Genomic DNA, 16,874 nt, shown 5'->3' on the forward strand with positions numbered 1-16,874 from the left:
GTCGTGCGCCACCGCGGGGTCGGCGCTCCTCGGGGCCGGAGCACCGCCACCGGTGGGGCCGTCGCCCTCCTTCTTCGCAGCGGCCTGGGCGCTGCCGCCGGCGTCCTGGACGACGGCGGCGTTGTGCGCCGCGGCGTTCGTCGCCGCTTCCTCGTCGGCGCCGGCCAGTACCGCGGGGCTCGCCACCCCGGTGACGAAGAGAGCGAGCACACCGACGGAGGCGTAGCTGCGGGCGGCGTCGCGCACCGACCGGCTGAACGACGTCACGGGTGTGGAGATGTTTCGGGTCGGGGCCTGCAGCGCGATGATCTGCTTCACGCGCTCGAACATCTTGTGGTTTGCCACTTGCGTGGATCTCCTTCTCGCTGAGGTACCGCCGGTACTGTTCGGGGGCTTCGACCGGCGGCCGCTTCACGGTGACCCCTCGGGGGAAAGGTTCGGCCAACCGCGAAGACCTGTGCGAGATTACGAAATGACAACGGCCAAATCGACAACGGGTGACCAGCAACACAGTCCGGACGTGTTTTGTCGATCTCCGAACGGTTTATCCAGTGCGGCTTTACGCCCATGACCTGCGCTGATGCTGGAACATGACCTCGTTCACTCTCAGTGCCCCTCGCCGGAAAACAACGATCTTCCCGCACCCCCAGGACGCTTTTCGTTCACCTTGCGAAGCACCTGACCGACCGTGGTCAATCAGCTCGGAAATCGTGGACTCGAATACCGAAACAAGCCGAAGAGGAAGCGCAGAGTCGCGAATACTCGATCGAATTCCACAACACGAATCGACAAGGTTGCTCCTTGTGACCGGTGTCATGACGATACGCTCGCGCTCGGTGTCGGATTCCGCCGAGGTGACTGACCACGCCTGGTCACCGCCTCGGCGAACGGGACGGACGCAGTCCACGCGGTAGGAACACCGCGACGAGCGCCGCCAAACCGACGACGGCAGCCGTCTGTCCCCACGCCCAGGCGGCGTAGACCACGAGGCAGGCCAGCTCGGTGCCGAGCCCGACGAACGACGTGACGGTCGCTCGAGCACCTCCGCGCACCCGCTCCTGCAGCCACGTGGTCGCCACCACCAGCACCCCGCGGTACCCGGCGTAGAACACCGCGACACCCACGAGACTTCCCGCCTGGGCGAGCACATCGGAGACGGCGAACACACCGACCGCCACCCCGAACCACAGCGTCAGGGTGGTGGGCCTCACGCGCACGAACCGACCTGCCGCCAGGGCACCGAGCGCTCCCGCGAGCGGGATGGCCGGCAACACCATCGGCACCCACCGCGTCGGCACACCCCAGTCGGCGGCGAGCAGTCCGAAGTACTCCTCGACCGCGTCCAACGCGCCCAGGACGGCCACGACCGCGACAGCGCCGCGGACGGCGCGATCGGTCAGCGCTTCGCGCGCGCCCTCGCGGAGCGCGCCGACGTAGGAGCCCGGCGCTCGCTCCGCGCCGTGCGCACGCGGGGGCTCGGGAAGACCCGCCGCCACCAGCGCCGCGCCGACACAGACGGCGACGCTGACCCAGCCCACCAGTGGGTATCCGCCCGCGCTGAACAGAGTGGTGGCGGCCACGGCGGCGGGCACGTTCGCCACGAGTTCCAGCGCGTCGAGCTGCCCGTGGACCCGGCCGAACCGGTCGGCGGAACCGGCGGCCGCGAGGCCGTCGTGCAACAACGCCTCCACCGAACCCGAGACGAGTGCACCGCCGATCCCCCAGAGCGCGAAACCGTAAGCGAAGCAGGTGAACCCGGGCCAGGCCGTCCACAACACGTACGCCGACGCCTGCGCGAGACCTCCCAGCGCCATCGCACCGCGGTGGGAGAACCGGTCGGCCCACGCGCCGCTGGGCACCTCCGCGAGGATGCCGACCACCGACCAGACGACGAACAGCCACGAGATCCGGGCGTCCGACAGGCCGACGTCGGCGAACAGCAGCGCGTACAGCGGGTAGAACGGGACGGCGTCGGAGAGCAGCGCCCACCATCGCAGGCGCCGCACCAGGACGCGGTCACGTCCTGTCGAGCGCTGCCGTCGCGTCGGTCAACATCGGTTCGCCATGTCGGCGACCCTACTGCGCGACGAGCGTCACACCAAGCTGTTCGTGCTCCCGCCGCCCTTGACGATGCCGAGCCGGGCGCGCACCACGGCCATGCACTCGTCCTCCACGTAGAGCACGCCCGCCTCCTCGGCGAGGGCTCGCGCCTCCGCCGAGACGATGCCCTCCTGCAGCCACACCGCCCGAGCGCCGTGCCGGAGCGCGTCGCGGGTCACGTCGGCCGCCTCGGGAGAGGGACGGAAGACGTTCACCACCTGGATCGTCTCGCCCGCCTTCACCGCCTCGGCCAGATCGCGATACACGGGCTCGCCGAGCACACGGGTTCCGGGTTCGGCGACCGGGTTCACCGGGATGATCCGGAACCCGGCGGCCCGCATCGCGGCGGGCACCGTGTGCGCCTCCTTCGCCGGGTTCCGGCTGAGCCCCACCACCGCGACCGAGTCGAACTCGGTGAGGATGCGCTGCGCCGTGGGTGTCATCCGTATCGATCCCTTCGTCGGTCCGTGTGTCCGGTTACCACCGGAGGCCTGTCGCTACCAGCGCGTCGACGTCTTGCGTGGCGGGCGCAGGCGCGCGCTCACCACCAGCACGTTCGGTTCGTCGGAGCGGGTGAACTCGCGCAGCAGCCGCCGGAACGCCCGTCCGAAGCCGTCGACGCGGTCGGCGTGGACCCCGAACGACTTGGCGAGCCCCACGAAGTCCGGCGTCACCAGCTCGGTCAGGGAGTCGGTCACCGGGTCGGCGGGGTACTGCGCGTACTGCTCCGAGTCGGTGCAGGCGTAGCGGCCCAGACCGTCGTCGACGATCACCACGGTGACGGGCAGTTTCTCCTGGATCGCCGTCGCGAGCTCGGCGCACCCGGTCAGGAAGGCGCCGTCACTCGTCACGCACACCGCCCGCACCGCGCCTCCCGCCGCGACGCCCAGCGACGCGGGGAACCCGAACCCCACGGTGCCCCGGCCCAGCGGCAGCGCGAGCTCCCGCGGCCCGGACACGCGGTAGAAGCTCCCAATCCAGTACCCCGCGACGCACGTGTCCGGGACGAGCACCGAGCCCTCGGGCACCGTCTCCTTCAGCGCGGCGAGGAACTCGGCGGCGCGCGGTTCCTCCTTGCGCACTCGCCTGCGGACCCTCACCTCGATGTCGTCGAGTCTGCGGGTGAGCTCGTCGAGCCCCGGCTTCGGCAGGATGCCGAGCGACAGCTCCTCCACGACCTCCCGGGCGTCGCCGAGCAACAGCAGATCCGGCGGGTAGTGCTTCGTCGCGCCCTCGGCGTCGACGTTGACCGCGATGAGCCCCGGCGGCTGCGGCATGCTCCCGTCGCGCGTCATCACGCCGTCGAAGTCGGTGCCGATCGCGAGCACCACGTCGGCGTCGTCCCACAGCAGCCCGACCTCGGGCGCGTGCACCGGGTTGGAGGCCAGGCACGGATGGTCCGGCGGCACGATGCCCCGGGCGGCGAACGTGGTGACGATCGGCGCGGCGAGGCGCTCGGCGAGCACGCCGATGGCCTCCCCCGCCCCCGACCGCAGCGCACCCCCGCCCGCCCAGATCAGCGGACGCCGAGCCTCCACCAGTGCGGCCCGTGCGGCCTCCATGTCCTCCGCCGGCACCGCCGAGAGGGGCGGAGCCGTCAGCGATGGCAGTGCGGCGCCGTCGGTACCGTCCGTGACCGGCTCGGCGGACTCTCCGAGGAAGTCCGCCGGAACGCCCACGTACACGGGCCCGCTCCGCGGTCGCACGGCCGTCTCCGCCGCCCGGCGCACGACGGCGGCGATGTCGTCGGGATGTTCCACCGCGAACGTCGCCTTCGTCAGTGACGCGAAGAACGCCCGCTGGTCACCGTGTTCGGCGAGGGAACCGGGCCCGGGCGTGCGCAGCGTCGAGGGCGCCTCGGTGGCGATCAGCAGCACCGGCGACGCCGACGCAGCCGCCTCCCCGAGCGCACGCAACGTGCCCAGCGCCCCGGGCCCCGTGGTCACGACGGCGACGCCGAGTCCTCCGGTCACCCGGGCGTAGCCGTCCGCGGCGTGCGCGGCCGCCGGCTCGTGGCGCACGCCGAGCAACCGGAGACTCCCGACGTCACCGCCGAGGTCGTCCAGGGCGTCCCAGAGCGGCAGGCTGTGTGTGCCGGGCAGCGCGAAGGCGGCTTCGACCCCGAGTTCGGCCAGGGTCCTCAGGAGGCTGTGCGCACCGGTGATCGACACGCGGCGAGGATACGATCTTCGTCACCACTGGGCCGGGAGGGTCTCCTCAGCCGGAGGTGGAGGCGGCGGAGTGCCGTCCCCGAAGGGCCGTCCACCGAGTTCCTCCCGCCCGTGGGGTGTGGCCCACAGCGACAGGTCCGGCCCCTTGGGCACGATGCGGGTCGGGTTGATCTCCCCGTGCACCTGGTAGTAGTGCCGCTTGATGTGGTCGAAGTCGACCGTGTCGCCGAACCCCGGCGTCTGGAACAGATCGCGCGCGTACGCCCACAGCACGGGCAGCTCGGTCAGCTTGTTGCGGTTGCACTTGAAGTGACCGTGGTAGACGGCGTCGAACCGGACGAGCGTGGTGAACAGCCGGATGTCCGCCTCCGTGATCGTGTCACCCACCAGGTAACGCTGGGTGGCCAGCCGCTCCGACAGCGCGTCGAGGCGCGCGAACAGGCGGTCGTACGCCTCCTCGTACGCCTCCTGCTTCGTGGCGAACCCCGCCTCGTACACGGCCGCGTTGACATCGGCGTGGACGACAGCGTTCACCTCGTCGATCTCCGCCCGCAGCGGCTCCGGGTAGAGGTCCGGAGCACCGGGACGTTGGTGAGCGGTCCACTCCGTCGACAGATCGAGCGTGATCTGCGGGTAGTCGTTGGTCACGACCTTCCCACTGGGTATGTCCACGATCGCGGGGACGCTGATGCCGCCCGAGTAGCCCGGATCGGCCTTGGCGTACGCCTCGCCGAGAAAACGAATACCGAGCACGGGGTCACGGCCGTCGGGATCCAGAGTGAACCGCCAACTGCGTTCGTCCTGGATCGGGTCGGCCACCGCGACCGACAGCGCGTGCTCCAGCCCGAGAAGCCGGCGCACCACGAGCGCGCGGCTGGCCCACGGGCACGCACGACTGACGACGAGGCGGTAACGGCCCGCCTCGACCGGCCAGCCGTCACGGCCGTCGGCGGTGATGCGGGAGGCGAAGTGATTGGGAGCGCGGTGGTACTGCCCGGTCTCCGGGTCGGTCTCGATGCCCATGGGGTCGACGCTAGTACGCCGGGCACGACGAAACGGGGCAGTAGATGAAACCGATGCCGGTGACCGACTCCATGTTCCTCGCGCTCGACACCCGGGAGCACCCCATGCACGTCGGGGGCCTCGCACTGTTCACCCCGCCCCCTGACGCGGGCGACGACTACCTGCGGCTGCTGCGCGAGGACCTGCTCACCAACTCCGATGTCCGCGACGTGTTCCGCCTCCGGCCCGCCACCCCGCTGCACAGCCTGGGTTACCTGTCGTGGACCGAGGACACCAACCTCGAACTCGACTACCACTTCCGGCACTCCGCGCTCCCGAGCCCCGGACGCATCCGCGAGCTGCTCGAACTGACGTCGCGCTGGCACAGCACACCTCTCGACCGGCACCGGCCGCTGTGGGAGGTCCACCTCGTCGAAGGCCTCGCCGACGGCCGGTTCGCGTTCTACAACAAGATCCACCACGCGCTGATGGACGGCGTGTCCGCGCTGCGCCACCTCCAGAGCGTGCTCACCGACGACCCGGCCGCGCGCGACTGCCCGCCCCCGTGGGGCACGCGGCGGCCACCGCGCGACCGCGTCCGCCCCAGTCCTCGTCCGCTCGCGCTCCTGCGTGCCGGCGGCCGGGTGCTCGGCGATCTCGCCGGCCTGGCGCCCGTGACCGCCCGCGTGGCGAGCGAGGCGTTCCGCGAACACCGCCTCACCCTCCCCCTGCAGGCGCCGAGAACGATGTTCAACGTCGCCGTGGGCGGTGCCCGGCGGTTCGCCGCGCAGTCGTGGGAGTGGGAACGGCTCGGAGCCGTCGCCCACGCGGCGGGTGTCCCCCGCAACGACGTGGTGCTCGCGATGTGCTCGGCCGCGCTGCGCACGTACCTGCTCGACCGCGACGCCCTGCCGGACACCTCGCTGGTGGCGATGGTGCCCGTGTCCCTGCGTCCCCGTGCCGGTGGTGAGACGTCGGGCAACCGCGTCGGCGCGCTGCTGTGCGACCTCGGCACCACCATCGCCGACCCCGCCGACCGGCTCGCCGTGATCCACCGCGCCATGGCCGACGGCAAACAGCTCTTCGGCGACCTGTCGCCGCTGCAGGCACTGGCGCTGTCGGCGCTGAACGTCGCCCCGTTCGCCGTGGCGCCCCTGCCCGGAGTCGTCACGCACACGCGCCCGGCGTTCAACGTCGTGATCTCCAACGTGCCGGGGCCGCGCACCCGGCTGTACTGGAACGGCGCCCGCCTCGACGGTCTGTACCCGGCATCGGTGCTGCTGGACGGGCTGGCCCTCAACATCACCACCGTCACCAGCGGCGACACCCTGGACGTCGGCATCACGGGCTGCCGCCGCAGCGTGCCGCACCTCCAACGCCTCCTGACCCACCTGGAGGACGGCCTGAACGCCCTCGAACGCGCCGTGCTGTAACCCCACCCCGTGTCCGCACTTCCCGCACGCGTGTCCGCACTTCTCGTACGCGTGTCCGCACCGTGCGACGCGAACACACGTACGCAGGGCGCGGACACGACGACAACTGCCAAAGAAGTGTTTGACGGTTGGTGCGATTCGTGCCACAGTGCGCCGTATGACGGACGGCTCCTCGCTCGACGACCTGCGCGTTCTGGCGCATCCGGTGCGGCTTCGCATCCTGTCCCTGCTCACCGGCGTGGCCATGAGCGCCGCCGAGATCGCCCGAGAGATCGGCGAGACCCAGGCCAACGTCAGCTACCACCTCCGCCGCCTGCACGCCGCAGGCCTCCTCGACGTCGAGGCGGAGGTCCGCATCCGCGGCGGCCGGGCCAAGCGCTACCGCCACTGTCCGGAGAGTGGGCCGGACTTCACCGAACGCACCCGGGACGAGGAGCGGGTGTTCATCACCGCCATGGCGCGGGAACTGCACCGCAGGTCCGACGCGCTGGACACGAGCGAGCGAGGCAGCCTGACCGACGCCGAACTGTGGGTCGACGAGCAGACGTGGCGACGCGCGGTCGAGAAGGCCCACGAGATCGCGAAAGAGCTGCACGACGCGGCGAAGGCTCCCCGCGCCCCCGGTACTCGCCACGTCAACGCCACCGTCGCGCTGTTCCCGATGGCCGACCAGTGAGCGCGCCGCTGCGAGCTCCGCTGGGTCACACCGCCTTCCGCAACCTGTTCCTGGGCAGGACCGCCGCCGAGACCGCGAACGCCGTCGCTCCCGTCGCACTCGCGTTCGCGGTGCTGGACCTCACCGGTTCCGCGGCGATGCTGGGACTCGTCGTCGCCGCCCGCTCGGTGGCGAACGTGGTGCTGGTGCTCTTCGGCGGTGTCCTCGCCGACCGCCTGCCCCGCGCGGTGATCCTGCAGGGCACCGAACTGGGGGCGGCGGCCAGCCAGGCGCTGCTCGCGGCGGCGGTGCTCGGGGAGTTCGCGACGGTACCCCTGCTGCTCGTGCTCAGCGTGGTGAACGGCGCGCTCGCCGCGATGTCGCTGCCCGCCGCCGCCTCTTCCACCCCGCAGACCGTTCCCTCCGGCCTGCTGACCCAGGCCAACGCGCTGGTCCGGGTCGGAGCCAACACCGGCCGGATCACCGGGGCGGCCGCCGGGGGCGCCGTGGTCGGGGTGTCCGGCCCCGGCTGGGCGATGGGGGCCAACACCGTTCTCTTCCTCCTGGCCGCGCTGAGCTATCGCGGTGTTCGCGTCGGCGCCACCCGACCGGACCGGACGTCGACGCCGCTGGCCGAGCTGAAGGCGGGCTGGCGGGAGTTCGTCTCGCGGCGCTGGGTCTGGCTCGTGGCGACGCAATTCATGATCGTCAACGCCGTCCTCGCCGGGTGTGTGGCGGTCCTCGGGCCGGTGGTCGCGGACCAGACCATCGGCCGTGCGGCCTGGGGTGTCGTCATGGCCGCGAACATGGCCGGGGCGCTCGTCGGAGGCATCGTCGCCGCGCGGCTGCGGCCTCGGCGTGCCCTCGCCGTGGGGGTCGCCCTCATCGCGGTCGAGGCCGTTCCCCTGGTGGTTCTCGCGCAATCTCCGAACCTCGTGCTGCTGGTCGCGGCGATGTTCGCGGCCGGGATCGCCGTCGAGCAGTTCGTGGTGTCCTGGGACCTGTCGCTGCAGGAGAACATCGACGAGAACGTCCTCGCTCGGGTGTATTCCTACGACATGCTCGCCGGGTTCGTCGCGCTCCCCTTGGGGCAGGTGGCGGCCGGGCCGCTCGCCGAGCGGTTCGGCGAGCAGGCCACGTTGATCGGCGGCGCCGTCCTCCTCGTGCTGACCACGGGCCTCGCGCTCCTCAGCCGTGACGTGCGGTCACTGGAGCGCCGGGTCAGCCCCGAAGACCCGCCGGTCGATCGGTCGGCCACGGGTTGATCTCCTCGACCAACCTCGCCACCGCCAGCACGAGGTCGTCGGAGTGACGCGGCCCCACGATCTGCAACCCCACGGGCAGGCGGTCCGACGTGAAGCCCGCGGGCACGGTGATCGCGGGCTGCTGGGTGAGGTTGAACGGGTACGTGAAGCGCGTCCACTGCGGCCAGCTCTCGTAGCCGCTGCCCGGCGGCACGTCGTGCCCCACCTCGAAGGGTTTGATCGGCATCGTGGGCGTGATCAGCAGGTCGTAGCGCGTGTGGAACTCTCCCATGTGGATGCCCAGCGTGGCCCGTTCGGCGGTCGCGTCGAGGTAGTCGCTCGCGGAGTAGGTGCGTCCCCGTGCCCACACCTCGCGCAGACCCGGGTCGACGCGGTCCTCGGAGTCCGGGGGGAACGAGTCGAGCCATTTCGCGGCTCCCGTCGACCACAGCACCTCGAACGCGTCGGCCGGGTCGGTGAAACCGGGGTCGGCGTCCTCGACCGTCAGTCCGGCCTCACTCAGCTTCGCGACGACCGACACCACGATCTGCGCGATCTCCGGGTCGACGTCGACGTAGCCGAGGTCGGCCGAGTACGCCACGCGCAGGCCGCGCACGTCGCGACGCACCGCCTCGCGGTAGGTGCCGGGTGGGGGCGGCAGCGCGGCCGGGTCGCGGTGGTCGGGTGCGGCGAGCACGTCGAGCAGCAGCGCCACGTCGTCCACGGAGCGGGCCATCGGTCCCGCGTGCGCGAGGGCACCGAAAGGACTCGCCGGGTACAGCGGGATGCGGCCTCCGGTGGGTTTGAAGCCGACGACGCCGCAGAACGACGCGGGAATGCGCACCGATCCACCTCCGTCGGTGCCGACGGACAGCTCGCCCATGCCGGTCGCGAGCGCCACGGCACTTCCGCCGCTCGACCCGCCGGGCGTCAACGCGGGGTTCCACGGATTGCGCGTGATGCCGTCGAGCGGGCTGTCGGTCACGGCCTTCCATCCCAGTTCCGGGGTGGTGGTCTTGCCGAGCAGCACCAGACCGTGCTCGCGCATGCGCGCGGTGACGGGGCTGTCGACCTGCCACGCCTGGTCGCGGTCGATGCACAGCGAGCCGCGCAGCGTGGGCCAGCCCTGGGTGAGGAACAGGTCCTTGAGCGACGACGGGACACCGTCTAGCCAGCCGATCGGGTTGCCCTGGAGCCACCGTTCCTCGGAGCTGCGGGCAGCGTCGAGCGCGACCTCGGGATCGACGAGCGTGAAGGCGCGGTAGTCGGTGTCGCGTTCGGCGATCACGTCGAGGGAGGCGCGAGTGGCCTCCACAGGTGACAGTTCCCGGGACGAGTAGGCCGCGACGAGTTCGCTCGCGGTCAGCATCGACATGCTCGACATGACTCTCCTCGTCCTCGTCGGCGACGGCGCCTCAGCTCATCGAGGGTACATAGCCGAGGCGCTTGTCGACGACGTTGCGCAGCGGTCTGCCCTCGCACCACCGAGCGAAGTTGTCGGCGAAGACCTCGACGAGCGCGTCCCGCCAGCCCACGACGTCGCCGGACATGTGCGCGGAGATCAGGACGTTCTCCATCGTCCACAGCGGACTTTCAGGCGGCAGTGGCTCCTGCTCGAACACGTCGAGCGCCGCCGCGGAGAGGTGGCCGCTGCGCAACGCCGACACGAGGTCGTCGGTCACCATCAGCTCGCCCCGTCCGACATTGACGAACCGGGACCCCGGCTTCATGGCGGCGAACGCGCGCGCGTCGAACATGCCCTTGGTCTGCTCCGTCAGCGGTGCCACGGCCACCACGACGTCGACGTCGGCGACGTGGTCGGTGAGCTCCGCCGAGGAGACCACGGTGCCGAAGTCCGGGTCGTCCCGCCGGGCTCGACGTCCCGCCCCGGCGACCGACATGCCCACGGCCCGCAGCAGGCGGGCGACGGCCCGGCCGATCGGCCCGGTTCCGACGACGAGCGCCGAGGTGCCGGCGACGCGTTCGGTCTCGCGATGCCGCCACGTGCGTTGCTGTTGCAGGCGCAGCGAACCGGCGAAGTCCTTGGCGAACGCGATGACCAGGCCGAGGACGTACTCCGCGATCGCGGCGTCGAAGACCCCTCGCGAGTTGGTGAGCACGACGTCGCTGTCGCGCAGTTCCGGGAACATCACCGGGTCCACGCCCGCGCTGGCGATGTGCACCCAGCCGAGCGTGTCGGCCGCGGGCCACGCCGAGGGCAACGCCCGGGAGAGGAAGTCGTAGACGAACAGCGCGTCCGCACCGCGTAGGGCGTCGGGAAGGTCGGCGGCGGCGGCGTAACGAACCGTTGCCGCCCGTTCGATGGGTTCCATGTCCGGGGGACGCTGGTCGCCGCACAAAACGGCGAGAACCGGACGATCCGTGCCACTCACGTTGACACGGTATGAGGCAGTCGTATGATTGTCAACAATCCGAGGAGTCCCCCCGGAGACCCCTTCATGCAATGACGCCGTCGGAGGTCGACCCTTGGATTTCGCAGCACTGGACTTCCCCTCCTTCGACGGCCCACTCGCGCAGCGCGGTATCGGCGTGATCGCCCCGTTCGACCTCGCACTCGAACGGGAGCTCTGGCGCTGGGTACCCATGGAGGTCTCGCTTCACCTCGCCCGTACCCCGTACGAGCCGGTGCCCGTCAGCATGGAGATGGCGCACCTGGTCAGCAACTCGGCGCACCTCGCGGCCGCCACCCGCGACGTCCTCCACGTCGAGCCCGAGGTCGTCGCCTACCTGTGCACGTCGGGCAGCTTCGTGAACGGGGTCGACGCCGAGCGGTCACTGCGCAAGGTCATCTGCGACGCGGGTGCGGCCGAGGCCGTCACCACGTCCGGAGCACTCGCCGAGGTGCTGCGGCAGCTCGACCTGCGCCGGATCTCCGTGCTCACGCCCTACGACGCCGATCTCACCGCGCGACTGCACGACTTCCTGCAGGAGCTGGACGTCGACACCGTGGCCAGCGACCACCTCGGCCTCGGCGGTGGCATCTGGAAGGTCGGCTACCGGACGATCGTCGAGCACATTCTCGCCGCGGATCACTCCGCCGCCGAGGCGATCTTCATCAGTTGCACGAATCTCCCCACCTACGACGTCATCGAGCCGTTGGAGGCCGCGCTGCAGAAGCCGGTCCTCACCGCGAACCAGCTCACGATGTGGGCCTGCCTGCGGCGGATGGGCCTGCCGATCGTGGGCCCCGGCCGATGGCTGCGCGAAGTGTCCTGATTCTTCCAGTAGGATTGTCAACAATCCGCGTCAGGAGGTGCCCGTTGTCACCCAGCCAGCAGGACGCGGCCGTGTCGGTCGGTTTCATCTACCCGGACCACGCCGCCGAGGACGACTACCCCTACGCCGAGAAACTGCTCGGCGGCACGGCCCGACTCGCGGTGGAACACATCTACGGCACCGACCTGCACGCGGTGCCCGAGCTGCTCGACCTCGGCAGCCCGGCCCGCCTCGCGGAAGGCGCGGGCAAACTCGCTTTCCACGACCCCGCGGCGGTCGTGTGGGCCTGCACGAGCGGCAGCTTCGTGTACGGCTGGGACGGCGCTCACGAGCAGGTGGCCGCGCTCTCCGCGTCGGCCGGCGGACGCCCCGCCTCCAGCACGTCCTTCGCATTCGTCCGCGCCGCCGAGGCTCTGGGCGTGCGCACGGTGGCCGTCGCCGCGAGCTACCCCGACGACGTCGCCACACTCTTCGCCGACTTCCTCGGCCGCGGTGGCGTGGAGGTCGTCGGCCTGTCGAGTGCCGATATCGTCACGGCGGCCGAGGTGGGTCGGCTCTCCCCCGACGACGTGGTGGAGCTGATCGCGAGCCGCGACCACGACGATGCCGACGCGGTGCTCGTCCCCGACACGGCCATGCGCACCCTCGCTCTGATCGACGCGCTCGAACACCGCCTCGGCAAACCCGTCCTGACCGCCAACCAGGTGACCGTGTGGGAGGGGCTCCGGCTCGTCGGAGCGCTCGACACCTCCCCCGCCGTGCCCGGCCTGGGCACCCTGTTCCGAAGGAAAGGCATGTAGCCATGCTGGCCGACATCGCACCCGTCAGCAGGGAGTCGACGGCGTCGATCATCGCCCGACAGCTCCGAGACGCGATCATGAACGGCGCCCTTCCGCCGGGGACGCAACTCGGGGAGACGGAGCTGGCATCGCGTTTCGAGGTGTCGCGCGGGCCGCTGCGGGAGGCCATGCAGCGGCTGGTGTCGGAGGGGCTGCTGCGCAGCGAGCCCCACCGCGGCCTGTTCGTGATCGACCTCGAACCCGACGACGTCCACGACATCTACTGGGCGCGGTCGGCCATCGAGCGGGCGGCGGCCCAACGCGTGGTGCGCGGTCCGCACCGCGAGCAGGTCGCCGACGAGCTGGCGAAGGCGGTCACCACCATGGCCGAGGCCGACGAGCAGAACGATCCGACCGCGCTCATCGAAGCCGATCTGACGTTCCACGAGACGCTCATCGAGGCCTCCGGCAGCAGGCGTCTCGTGCGCATGGCCAGCACGTTGCTCATCGAGACGCGGATGTGCCTGTCGGCGCTGCAGCACACGTACCGGCGCAACTCCCAGCGTGCGGACGAGCGGGTCGCCGAACACAACCGCATCATCGAGGCCCTGCGACGCGGCGACGAAGAGCTGCTGATCACACTGTTGGAAGCGCACATGGAGGACGCCGTACGCCGGCTGGCGCCCGACAGGACCCTGGTGACGAAGCCGTCGACGCAGGAGTGAGCACGTCTCGGCGGCCGGACACCGCGCGCGATCCGGCCTAGTTGAGCCCCGCGATCGCACCGGTCGCCGTCGCGGCGGTGGCGCTGCCCAACGCGATGCCCCACCCCAGCGGCCCCAACGGCGTGCACCCGAAGAAGTGGCTCAGCCCGGGTGTCTGGATCACCGCCGCCAGCACGGCGGCGGAGCCGACCCCGGCGAGCACCACCGAGGGATTGCGACGGCCGGTCACGAGCGTCTGCCCGAGCTGGGTCGCCACGAGCGCGGCGAGCCCCACGGTGCCCGCCCTGCGCCGGCGTCCGGTGAACCGGGCCAGGGTCCACGCCGCCGTCGCGCCCACCGCGGTCGTGCCCGCGCGCACCCCGATGTCCCGGTAGAGCCGCCTGCCCAGCGAACTCTCCGGACCTTCCCGCAACGAGTCCTCCACGCTGCTGTCGTCGGGTCGGCGCAGCGCGATCGCCATCGACGGCGCGAGGTCGGTCAGCATGTTCACGAGCAGCAGCTGGCGGGCGTTGAGCGGCGAGCGTCCGGTCACGACCGAGCCGAGGATCGTGAAGGCCATCTCGCCGAGGTTGCCGCCGAGCAGCACCCCCAGGGCCAGGCGCACCGACGCCCACATCGCGCGGCCCTCCACCAGCGCCGCGATGATCGTTTCGAGGCGGTCGTCGGTGACGACGAGGTCGGCGGCGGCGCGCGCGGCGGGTGTGCCGCGCCCTCCCAGCGCGATCCCGACGTCGGCCAGCCGGATGGCGGGCGCGTCGTTGGCCCCGTCACCCGTCATCGCCACCGTCTTGCCCAGCGCCCGATACGCCTCGACGATGCGCACCTTGTGGGCCGGTGTGCAGCGGGCGATCACGTCGACACCGGGAAGCAGCGCGCGCAGCCCGTCGTCGTCCAGCTCGTCGAGGTCCGCACCGGTGACGATCTTGAGGTCGTGGTGCCCGTTGATCTCCGCGGCGATCGCGCCGCCCGTCGCGGGGTGATCGCCGGTGAGCATCACGATCTGCACGCCCGCTTCACGGAGCTTGGCCGCGGCCGGGGCGGCGCTGTCGCGGACCGGATCGGCGATCGCGAGGAAACCCCGGAACGTCAACCCTTGCACCTCGTCGAGGTTCTCCAGGTCGATCGGCTCGTCCAGCGGTCGTTCCGCGACGGCGAGCACGCGCCGGCCGGAACCGGCCAGCTCGCGAACCCGCCCGGCGAGGCGTTTGCGTGCCTTGCCCCCGACCTCGCAGCGGGACAGCACCTCTTCCGGAGCACCTTTGACGCTGAGCAGCAGACCCTCGTGGGTGCGGCCGAGAGTCGCGTGCAGGCCGCGCGACGACTCGAACGGCATGGTGGCGAGCTCCTCCCACCCGGAGGCACCGGTGGCGGTGGCGTTGCGGGCCACGCCCCACCGCGCCCCGGCTTCGGCGACCGCCCGGTCGGTGGCATGCCGCAGTTCCTCGGGCGAGTCGGCGTGCGGCGTGGCACGCAACGCCGCCGCGAGCACGGTGCGCAACGACGTGTCCCGCTCGAAGGACTTCGGCTGGGACGCCGCGCGCCCGTCGTCGATCTCGCTGACGGTGAGCCGCCCCTCCGTGAGCGTTCCCGTCTTGTCGAAGCAGAGGACGTCGACGCGGCCGAGCGCCTCGATGCTGCGCGGATTGCGCACCAGAGCGCGGTGTTCGGCCAGCCTCCGCGCCGCCGCCAGTTGCGCGGCGTTGACCATGAACGGCAGTCCCTCCGGGACCGACGCGATCGCGAGGTTGACCGCCGCGCCCAGGCTGTCGCGCAGGGGGACACCCCGCAGGAGCCCGGCTCCCGCCACCGCCGCCGCCGACCCCGCGGCGAGGGGCAGGCTCTTCTCGGTCAGCTCGGTCAGCCGTGACTCCACACCGGTGGTGGGGGCACCCTCGCGCGCGATGGCCATGCTGCGCCCGGCCTCGGTGTCGTCGCCGACGGCCACCACCGCCGCGGTGGCCCGGCCCGCGGCCACGGTCGTGCCCTCGTAGACCATCGACGACCGCTCCGCGACCTCCGACGCCACGACGGGTGCGGCGTCCTTGGCCACGGGCAGCGACTCTCCGGTCAGCGACGACTCGTCGACCTCCAGCCCCGAGGACTCCACGAGCCTGCAGTCCGCGGGCACCACGTCGCCCGCCGTCAGCACCACCAGGTCGCCGGGCACGAGTTCGTCGGCGGTGAGGGTGCGCTCCTGGCCCTCCCGCACGACCACGGCACCCACCGCCGACCGGCTCAACAGCTCGGCCAGCTCCCGCTCCGCGCGCACCTGCTGCAGACCGCCGATCAACGCGGAGAGCCCGACGACGGCCACGACGAGTGCCGCGTCCACGGGCGAGCCCACCGCCGCGGCGACCGCCGCGCCTCCGGCCATGACCGGCGTGAGGGGGTTCGCCAACTCGGCCATGAACGCGCTGCCCAGGGTCGTCCCACCGGAGCTCGGCCTCCTCACCGCGGCGGCTCGGCGCCGGACCTCCGCCTCGCTCAGTCCGGACTCACCGCAGCCGAGCCGGTCGCGCACCGCGGACACGGGCATCATGTGCCACGGCATCGCCCTGGATCCGACCGCCTCCGCACGGCTCGGCTCCCTCAGGCGCAACGCGTGGCGCCGCGCGTTGAACAACGCGATGGCCGCACCCGCGTTCAACGGCCGTTGCGCACGCGTGGTCGGGTTCGTGACCCCGCCCCGCAGCACCGAGATCATGCCCACCGCGGACGACGCCTGGGCGATGCGGATGCTGTGGGTCGTCACCGTCTTCATGACCCCGACGGCCTCGATCAGCACCGCGGCGGTGACGAGATCGGCCCCCACCAGGACGTGCGCGCCCCACGGCGGCCGCTCCCCGTGCGCGTACACCCCCACACCGCAGTCGGCCACGGACAACGCTCGCCGGGAGTTCGAGACCACCAGCACCCGGTGGCCGCTCTCCTGCAACTCGCGCACGGTCGTGCGGGGATCGTCGGTCTCGTGGACGGGAACGCCGCTGCGCTGTGCGGTCACGGAGAGCAGTTCGGTGTTCGGCAGCGACTCCGGGCTCAGCCCGGCCACCGCCTGCAACCGCCGGCCACGACCGAGTCCCAGCACCTGGTCCACACCCTGGCGGCGGACCGCGGCGACCTCCTCCGCACCGTGCGGCCCCGTGAGCTCGCGGCCGTCGATCGGCCCGAGCCACCACTCGCCCTCCTCCGCCGTGCCGTCGGGGTCGGCCGACGAGAACAGCCGCCACGCCACCTCGGCGATCGTCTTCCTGTCGGCTCCGCCCACGGGCACCAGAGCCGACATCGCCCACGAGCCGGTCCGCAACCCCTTCGTGTCGACGACGACGACGTCGATGGTGTCCATCTTCCGCAATGCCGAGCGTTCCATGACGATCGCGCCACGCCGGGCGATCGCCGTGCCGAGCGCACTGCCGAAGGCCGCCCTGCTCGTCTCGACGGACTTCGGCAGGGTCGCGAGCCCGAGCGCCACCCCGTTGCGCAGCCCCAGGAACGGTGTCGCCGACGCCCCCACGACGGCGCCGAGGCCCA

General features: G+C 71.5%; 13 protein-coding genes and 1 pseudogene. 6 read left to right on the forward strand and 8 right to left on the reverse strand.

What is annotated here, in order from left to right; genetic code table 11:
• The 5 genes and pseudogenes from SACAZDRAFT_RS23205 to SACAZDRAFT_RS08385 form a co-directional block, all read right to left on the reverse strand.
• Window positions 1-345 (reverse strand): annotated as a pseudogene (locus SACAZDRAFT_RS23205) (transglycosylase SLT domain-containing protein); the annotation flags it as partial.
• Window positions 346-872: 527 nt separating this feature from the next.
• Complete coding sequence (locus tag SACAZDRAFT_RS08370; protein ID WP_005440536.1) at window positions 873-2,006, reverse strand: MFS transporter; 1,134 nt, start codon at window positions 2,004-2,006, stop codon at window positions 873-875.
• Between the two features lie 87 nt (window positions 2,007-2,093).
• Window positions 2,094-2,543 carry a CoA-binding protein gene (locus SACAZDRAFT_RS08375; RefSeq protein ID WP_005440537.1) on the reverse strand — a complete coding sequence of 150 codons (450 nt, stop codon included), beginning with the start codon at window positions 2,541-2,543 and terminating at the stop codon, window positions 2,094-2,096.
• A gap of 54 nt (window positions 2,544-2,597) precedes the next feature.
• Window positions 2,598-4,271 carry a thiamine pyrophosphate-binding protein gene (locus SACAZDRAFT_RS08380; protein WP_005440538.1) on the reverse strand — a complete coding sequence of 558 codons (1,674 nt, stop codon included), beginning with the start codon at window positions 4,269-4,271 and terminating at the stop codon, window positions 2,598-2,600.
• Window positions 4,272-4,292: 21 nt separating this feature from the next.
• On the reverse strand, window positions 4,293-5,294 hold the full coding sequence (locus tag SACAZDRAFT_RS08385) for a glutathione S-transferase family protein (RefSeq protein WP_005440539.1): 1,002 nt from the start codon (window positions 5,292-5,294) through the stop codon (window positions 4,293-4,295).
• A gap of 44 nt (window positions 5,295-5,338) precedes the next feature.
• Between SACAZDRAFT_RS08385 and SACAZDRAFT_RS08390 the strand changes: the two genes are divergently transcribed.
• The 3 genes from SACAZDRAFT_RS08390 to SACAZDRAFT_RS08400 all read left to right on the forward strand — a co-directional run bounded on the left by SACAZDRAFT_RS08390 (window position 5,339) and on the right by SACAZDRAFT_RS08400 (window position 8,626).
• The gene (locus SACAZDRAFT_RS08390) at window positions 5,339-6,706 is read left to right on the forward strand and encodes a WS/DGAT/MGAT family O-acyltransferase (RefSeq protein ID WP_005440540.1); all 1,368 of its coding nucleotides are present in this window, start codon (window positions 5,339-5,341) and stop codon (window positions 6,704-6,706) included.
• A gap of 157 nt (window positions 6,707-6,863) precedes the next feature.
• Entirely contained in the window at window positions 6,864-7,382 is a 519-nt protein-coding gene (locus SACAZDRAFT_RS08395; RefSeq protein WP_005440541.1) for an ArsR/SmtB family transcription factor, read from the forward strand.
• Window positions 7,379-8,626, forward strand: a complete 1,248-nt coding sequence (locus tag SACAZDRAFT_RS08400) for an MFS transporter (protein ID WP_005440542.1) — start codon at window positions 7,379-7,381, stop codon at window positions 8,624-8,626. The genes SACAZDRAFT_RS08395 and SACAZDRAFT_RS08400 overlap by 4 nt, the downstream gene beginning before the upstream one ends.
• Here SACAZDRAFT_RS08400 and SACAZDRAFT_RS08405 read toward each other — a convergent pair.
• On the reverse strand, window positions 8,583-9,989 hold the full coding sequence (locus SACAZDRAFT_RS08405) for an amidase (protein ID WP_005440543.1): 1,407 nt from the start codon (window positions 9,987-9,989) through the stop codon (window positions 8,583-8,585). The genes SACAZDRAFT_RS08400 and SACAZDRAFT_RS08405 overlap by 44 nt on opposite strands.
• A gap of 31 nt (window positions 9,990-10,020) precedes the next feature.
• Entirely contained in the window at window positions 10,021-10,938 is a 918-nt protein-coding gene (locus SACAZDRAFT_RS08410; protein ID WP_005440544.1) for a D-2-hydroxyacid dehydrogenase, read from the reverse strand.
• A gap of 154 nt (window positions 10,939-11,092) precedes the next feature.
• Between SACAZDRAFT_RS08410 and SACAZDRAFT_RS08415 the strand changes: the two genes are divergently transcribed.
• The 3 genes from SACAZDRAFT_RS08415 to SACAZDRAFT_RS08425 are packed head-to-tail and all read left to right on the forward strand — an operon-like array spanning window position 11,093 to window position 13,346.
• Window positions 11,093-11,842, forward strand: a complete 750-nt coding sequence (locus tag SACAZDRAFT_RS08415; protein ID WP_005440545.1) for a maleate cis-trans isomerase family protein — start codon at window positions 11,093-11,095, stop codon at window positions 11,840-11,842.
• A gap of 44 nt (window positions 11,843-11,886) precedes the next feature.
• Entirely contained in the window at window positions 11,887-12,642 is a 756-nt protein-coding gene (locus tag SACAZDRAFT_RS08420; protein ID WP_005440546.1) for a maleate cis-trans isomerase family protein, read from the forward strand.
• A gap of 2 nt (window positions 12,643-12,644) precedes the next feature.
• On the forward strand, window positions 12,645-13,346 hold the full coding sequence (locus SACAZDRAFT_RS08425) for a GntR family transcriptional regulator (protein WP_005440547.1): 702 nt from the start codon (window positions 12,645-12,647) through the stop codon (window positions 13,344-13,346).
• A gap of 37 nt (window positions 13,347-13,383) precedes the next feature.
• On the opposite strand, the gene SACAZDRAFT_RS08430 is transcribed toward SACAZDRAFT_RS08425, so the two are convergent.
• On the reverse strand, window positions 13,384-16,874 hold a 3,491-nt coding region (locus SACAZDRAFT_RS08430; RefSeq protein WP_005440548.1), incomplete at its 5' end, for a cation-translocating P-type ATPase.

Origin of the sequence: Saccharomonospora azurea NA-128 (assembly GCF_000231055.2) — a bacterium.
GTDB lineage: Bacteria > Actinomycetota > Actinomycetes > Mycobacteriales > Pseudonocardiaceae > Saccharomonospora > Saccharomonospora azurea.

What these genes read in the sequence shown, in the direction of transcription:
- SACAZDRAFT_RS08375 (WP_005440537.1), bottom strand. Translation starts at nt 2,543, where the DNA reads ATGACACCCACGGCGCAGCGCATCCTCACCGAGTTCGACTCGGTCGCG.
- SACAZDRAFT_RS08390 (WP_005440540.1), top strand. Translation starts at nt 5,339, where the DNA reads ATGAAACCGATGCCGGTGACCGACTCCATGTTCCTCGCGCTCGACACC.
- SACAZDRAFT_RS08395 (WP_005440541.1), top strand. Translation starts at nt 6,864, where the DNA reads ATGACGGACGGCTCCTCGCTCGACGACCTGCGCGTTCTGGCGCATCCG.
- SACAZDRAFT_RS08385 (WP_005440539.1), bottom strand. Translation starts at nt 5,294, where the DNA reads ATGGGCATCGAGACCGACCCGGAGACCGGGCAGTACCACCGCGCTCCC.
- SACAZDRAFT_RS08425 (WP_005440547.1), top strand. Translation starts at nt 12,645, where the DNA reads ATGCTGGCCGACATCGCACCCGTCAGCAGGGAGTCGACGGCGTCGATC.
- SACAZDRAFT_RS08405 (WP_005440543.1), bottom strand. Translation starts at nt 9,989, where the DNA reads ATGTCGAGCATGTCGATGCTGACCGCGAGCGAACTCGTCGCGGCCTAC.
- SACAZDRAFT_RS08410 (WP_005440544.1), bottom strand. Translation starts at nt 10,938, where the DNA reads ATGGAACCCATCGAACGGGCGGCAACGGTTCGTTACGCCGCCGCCGCC.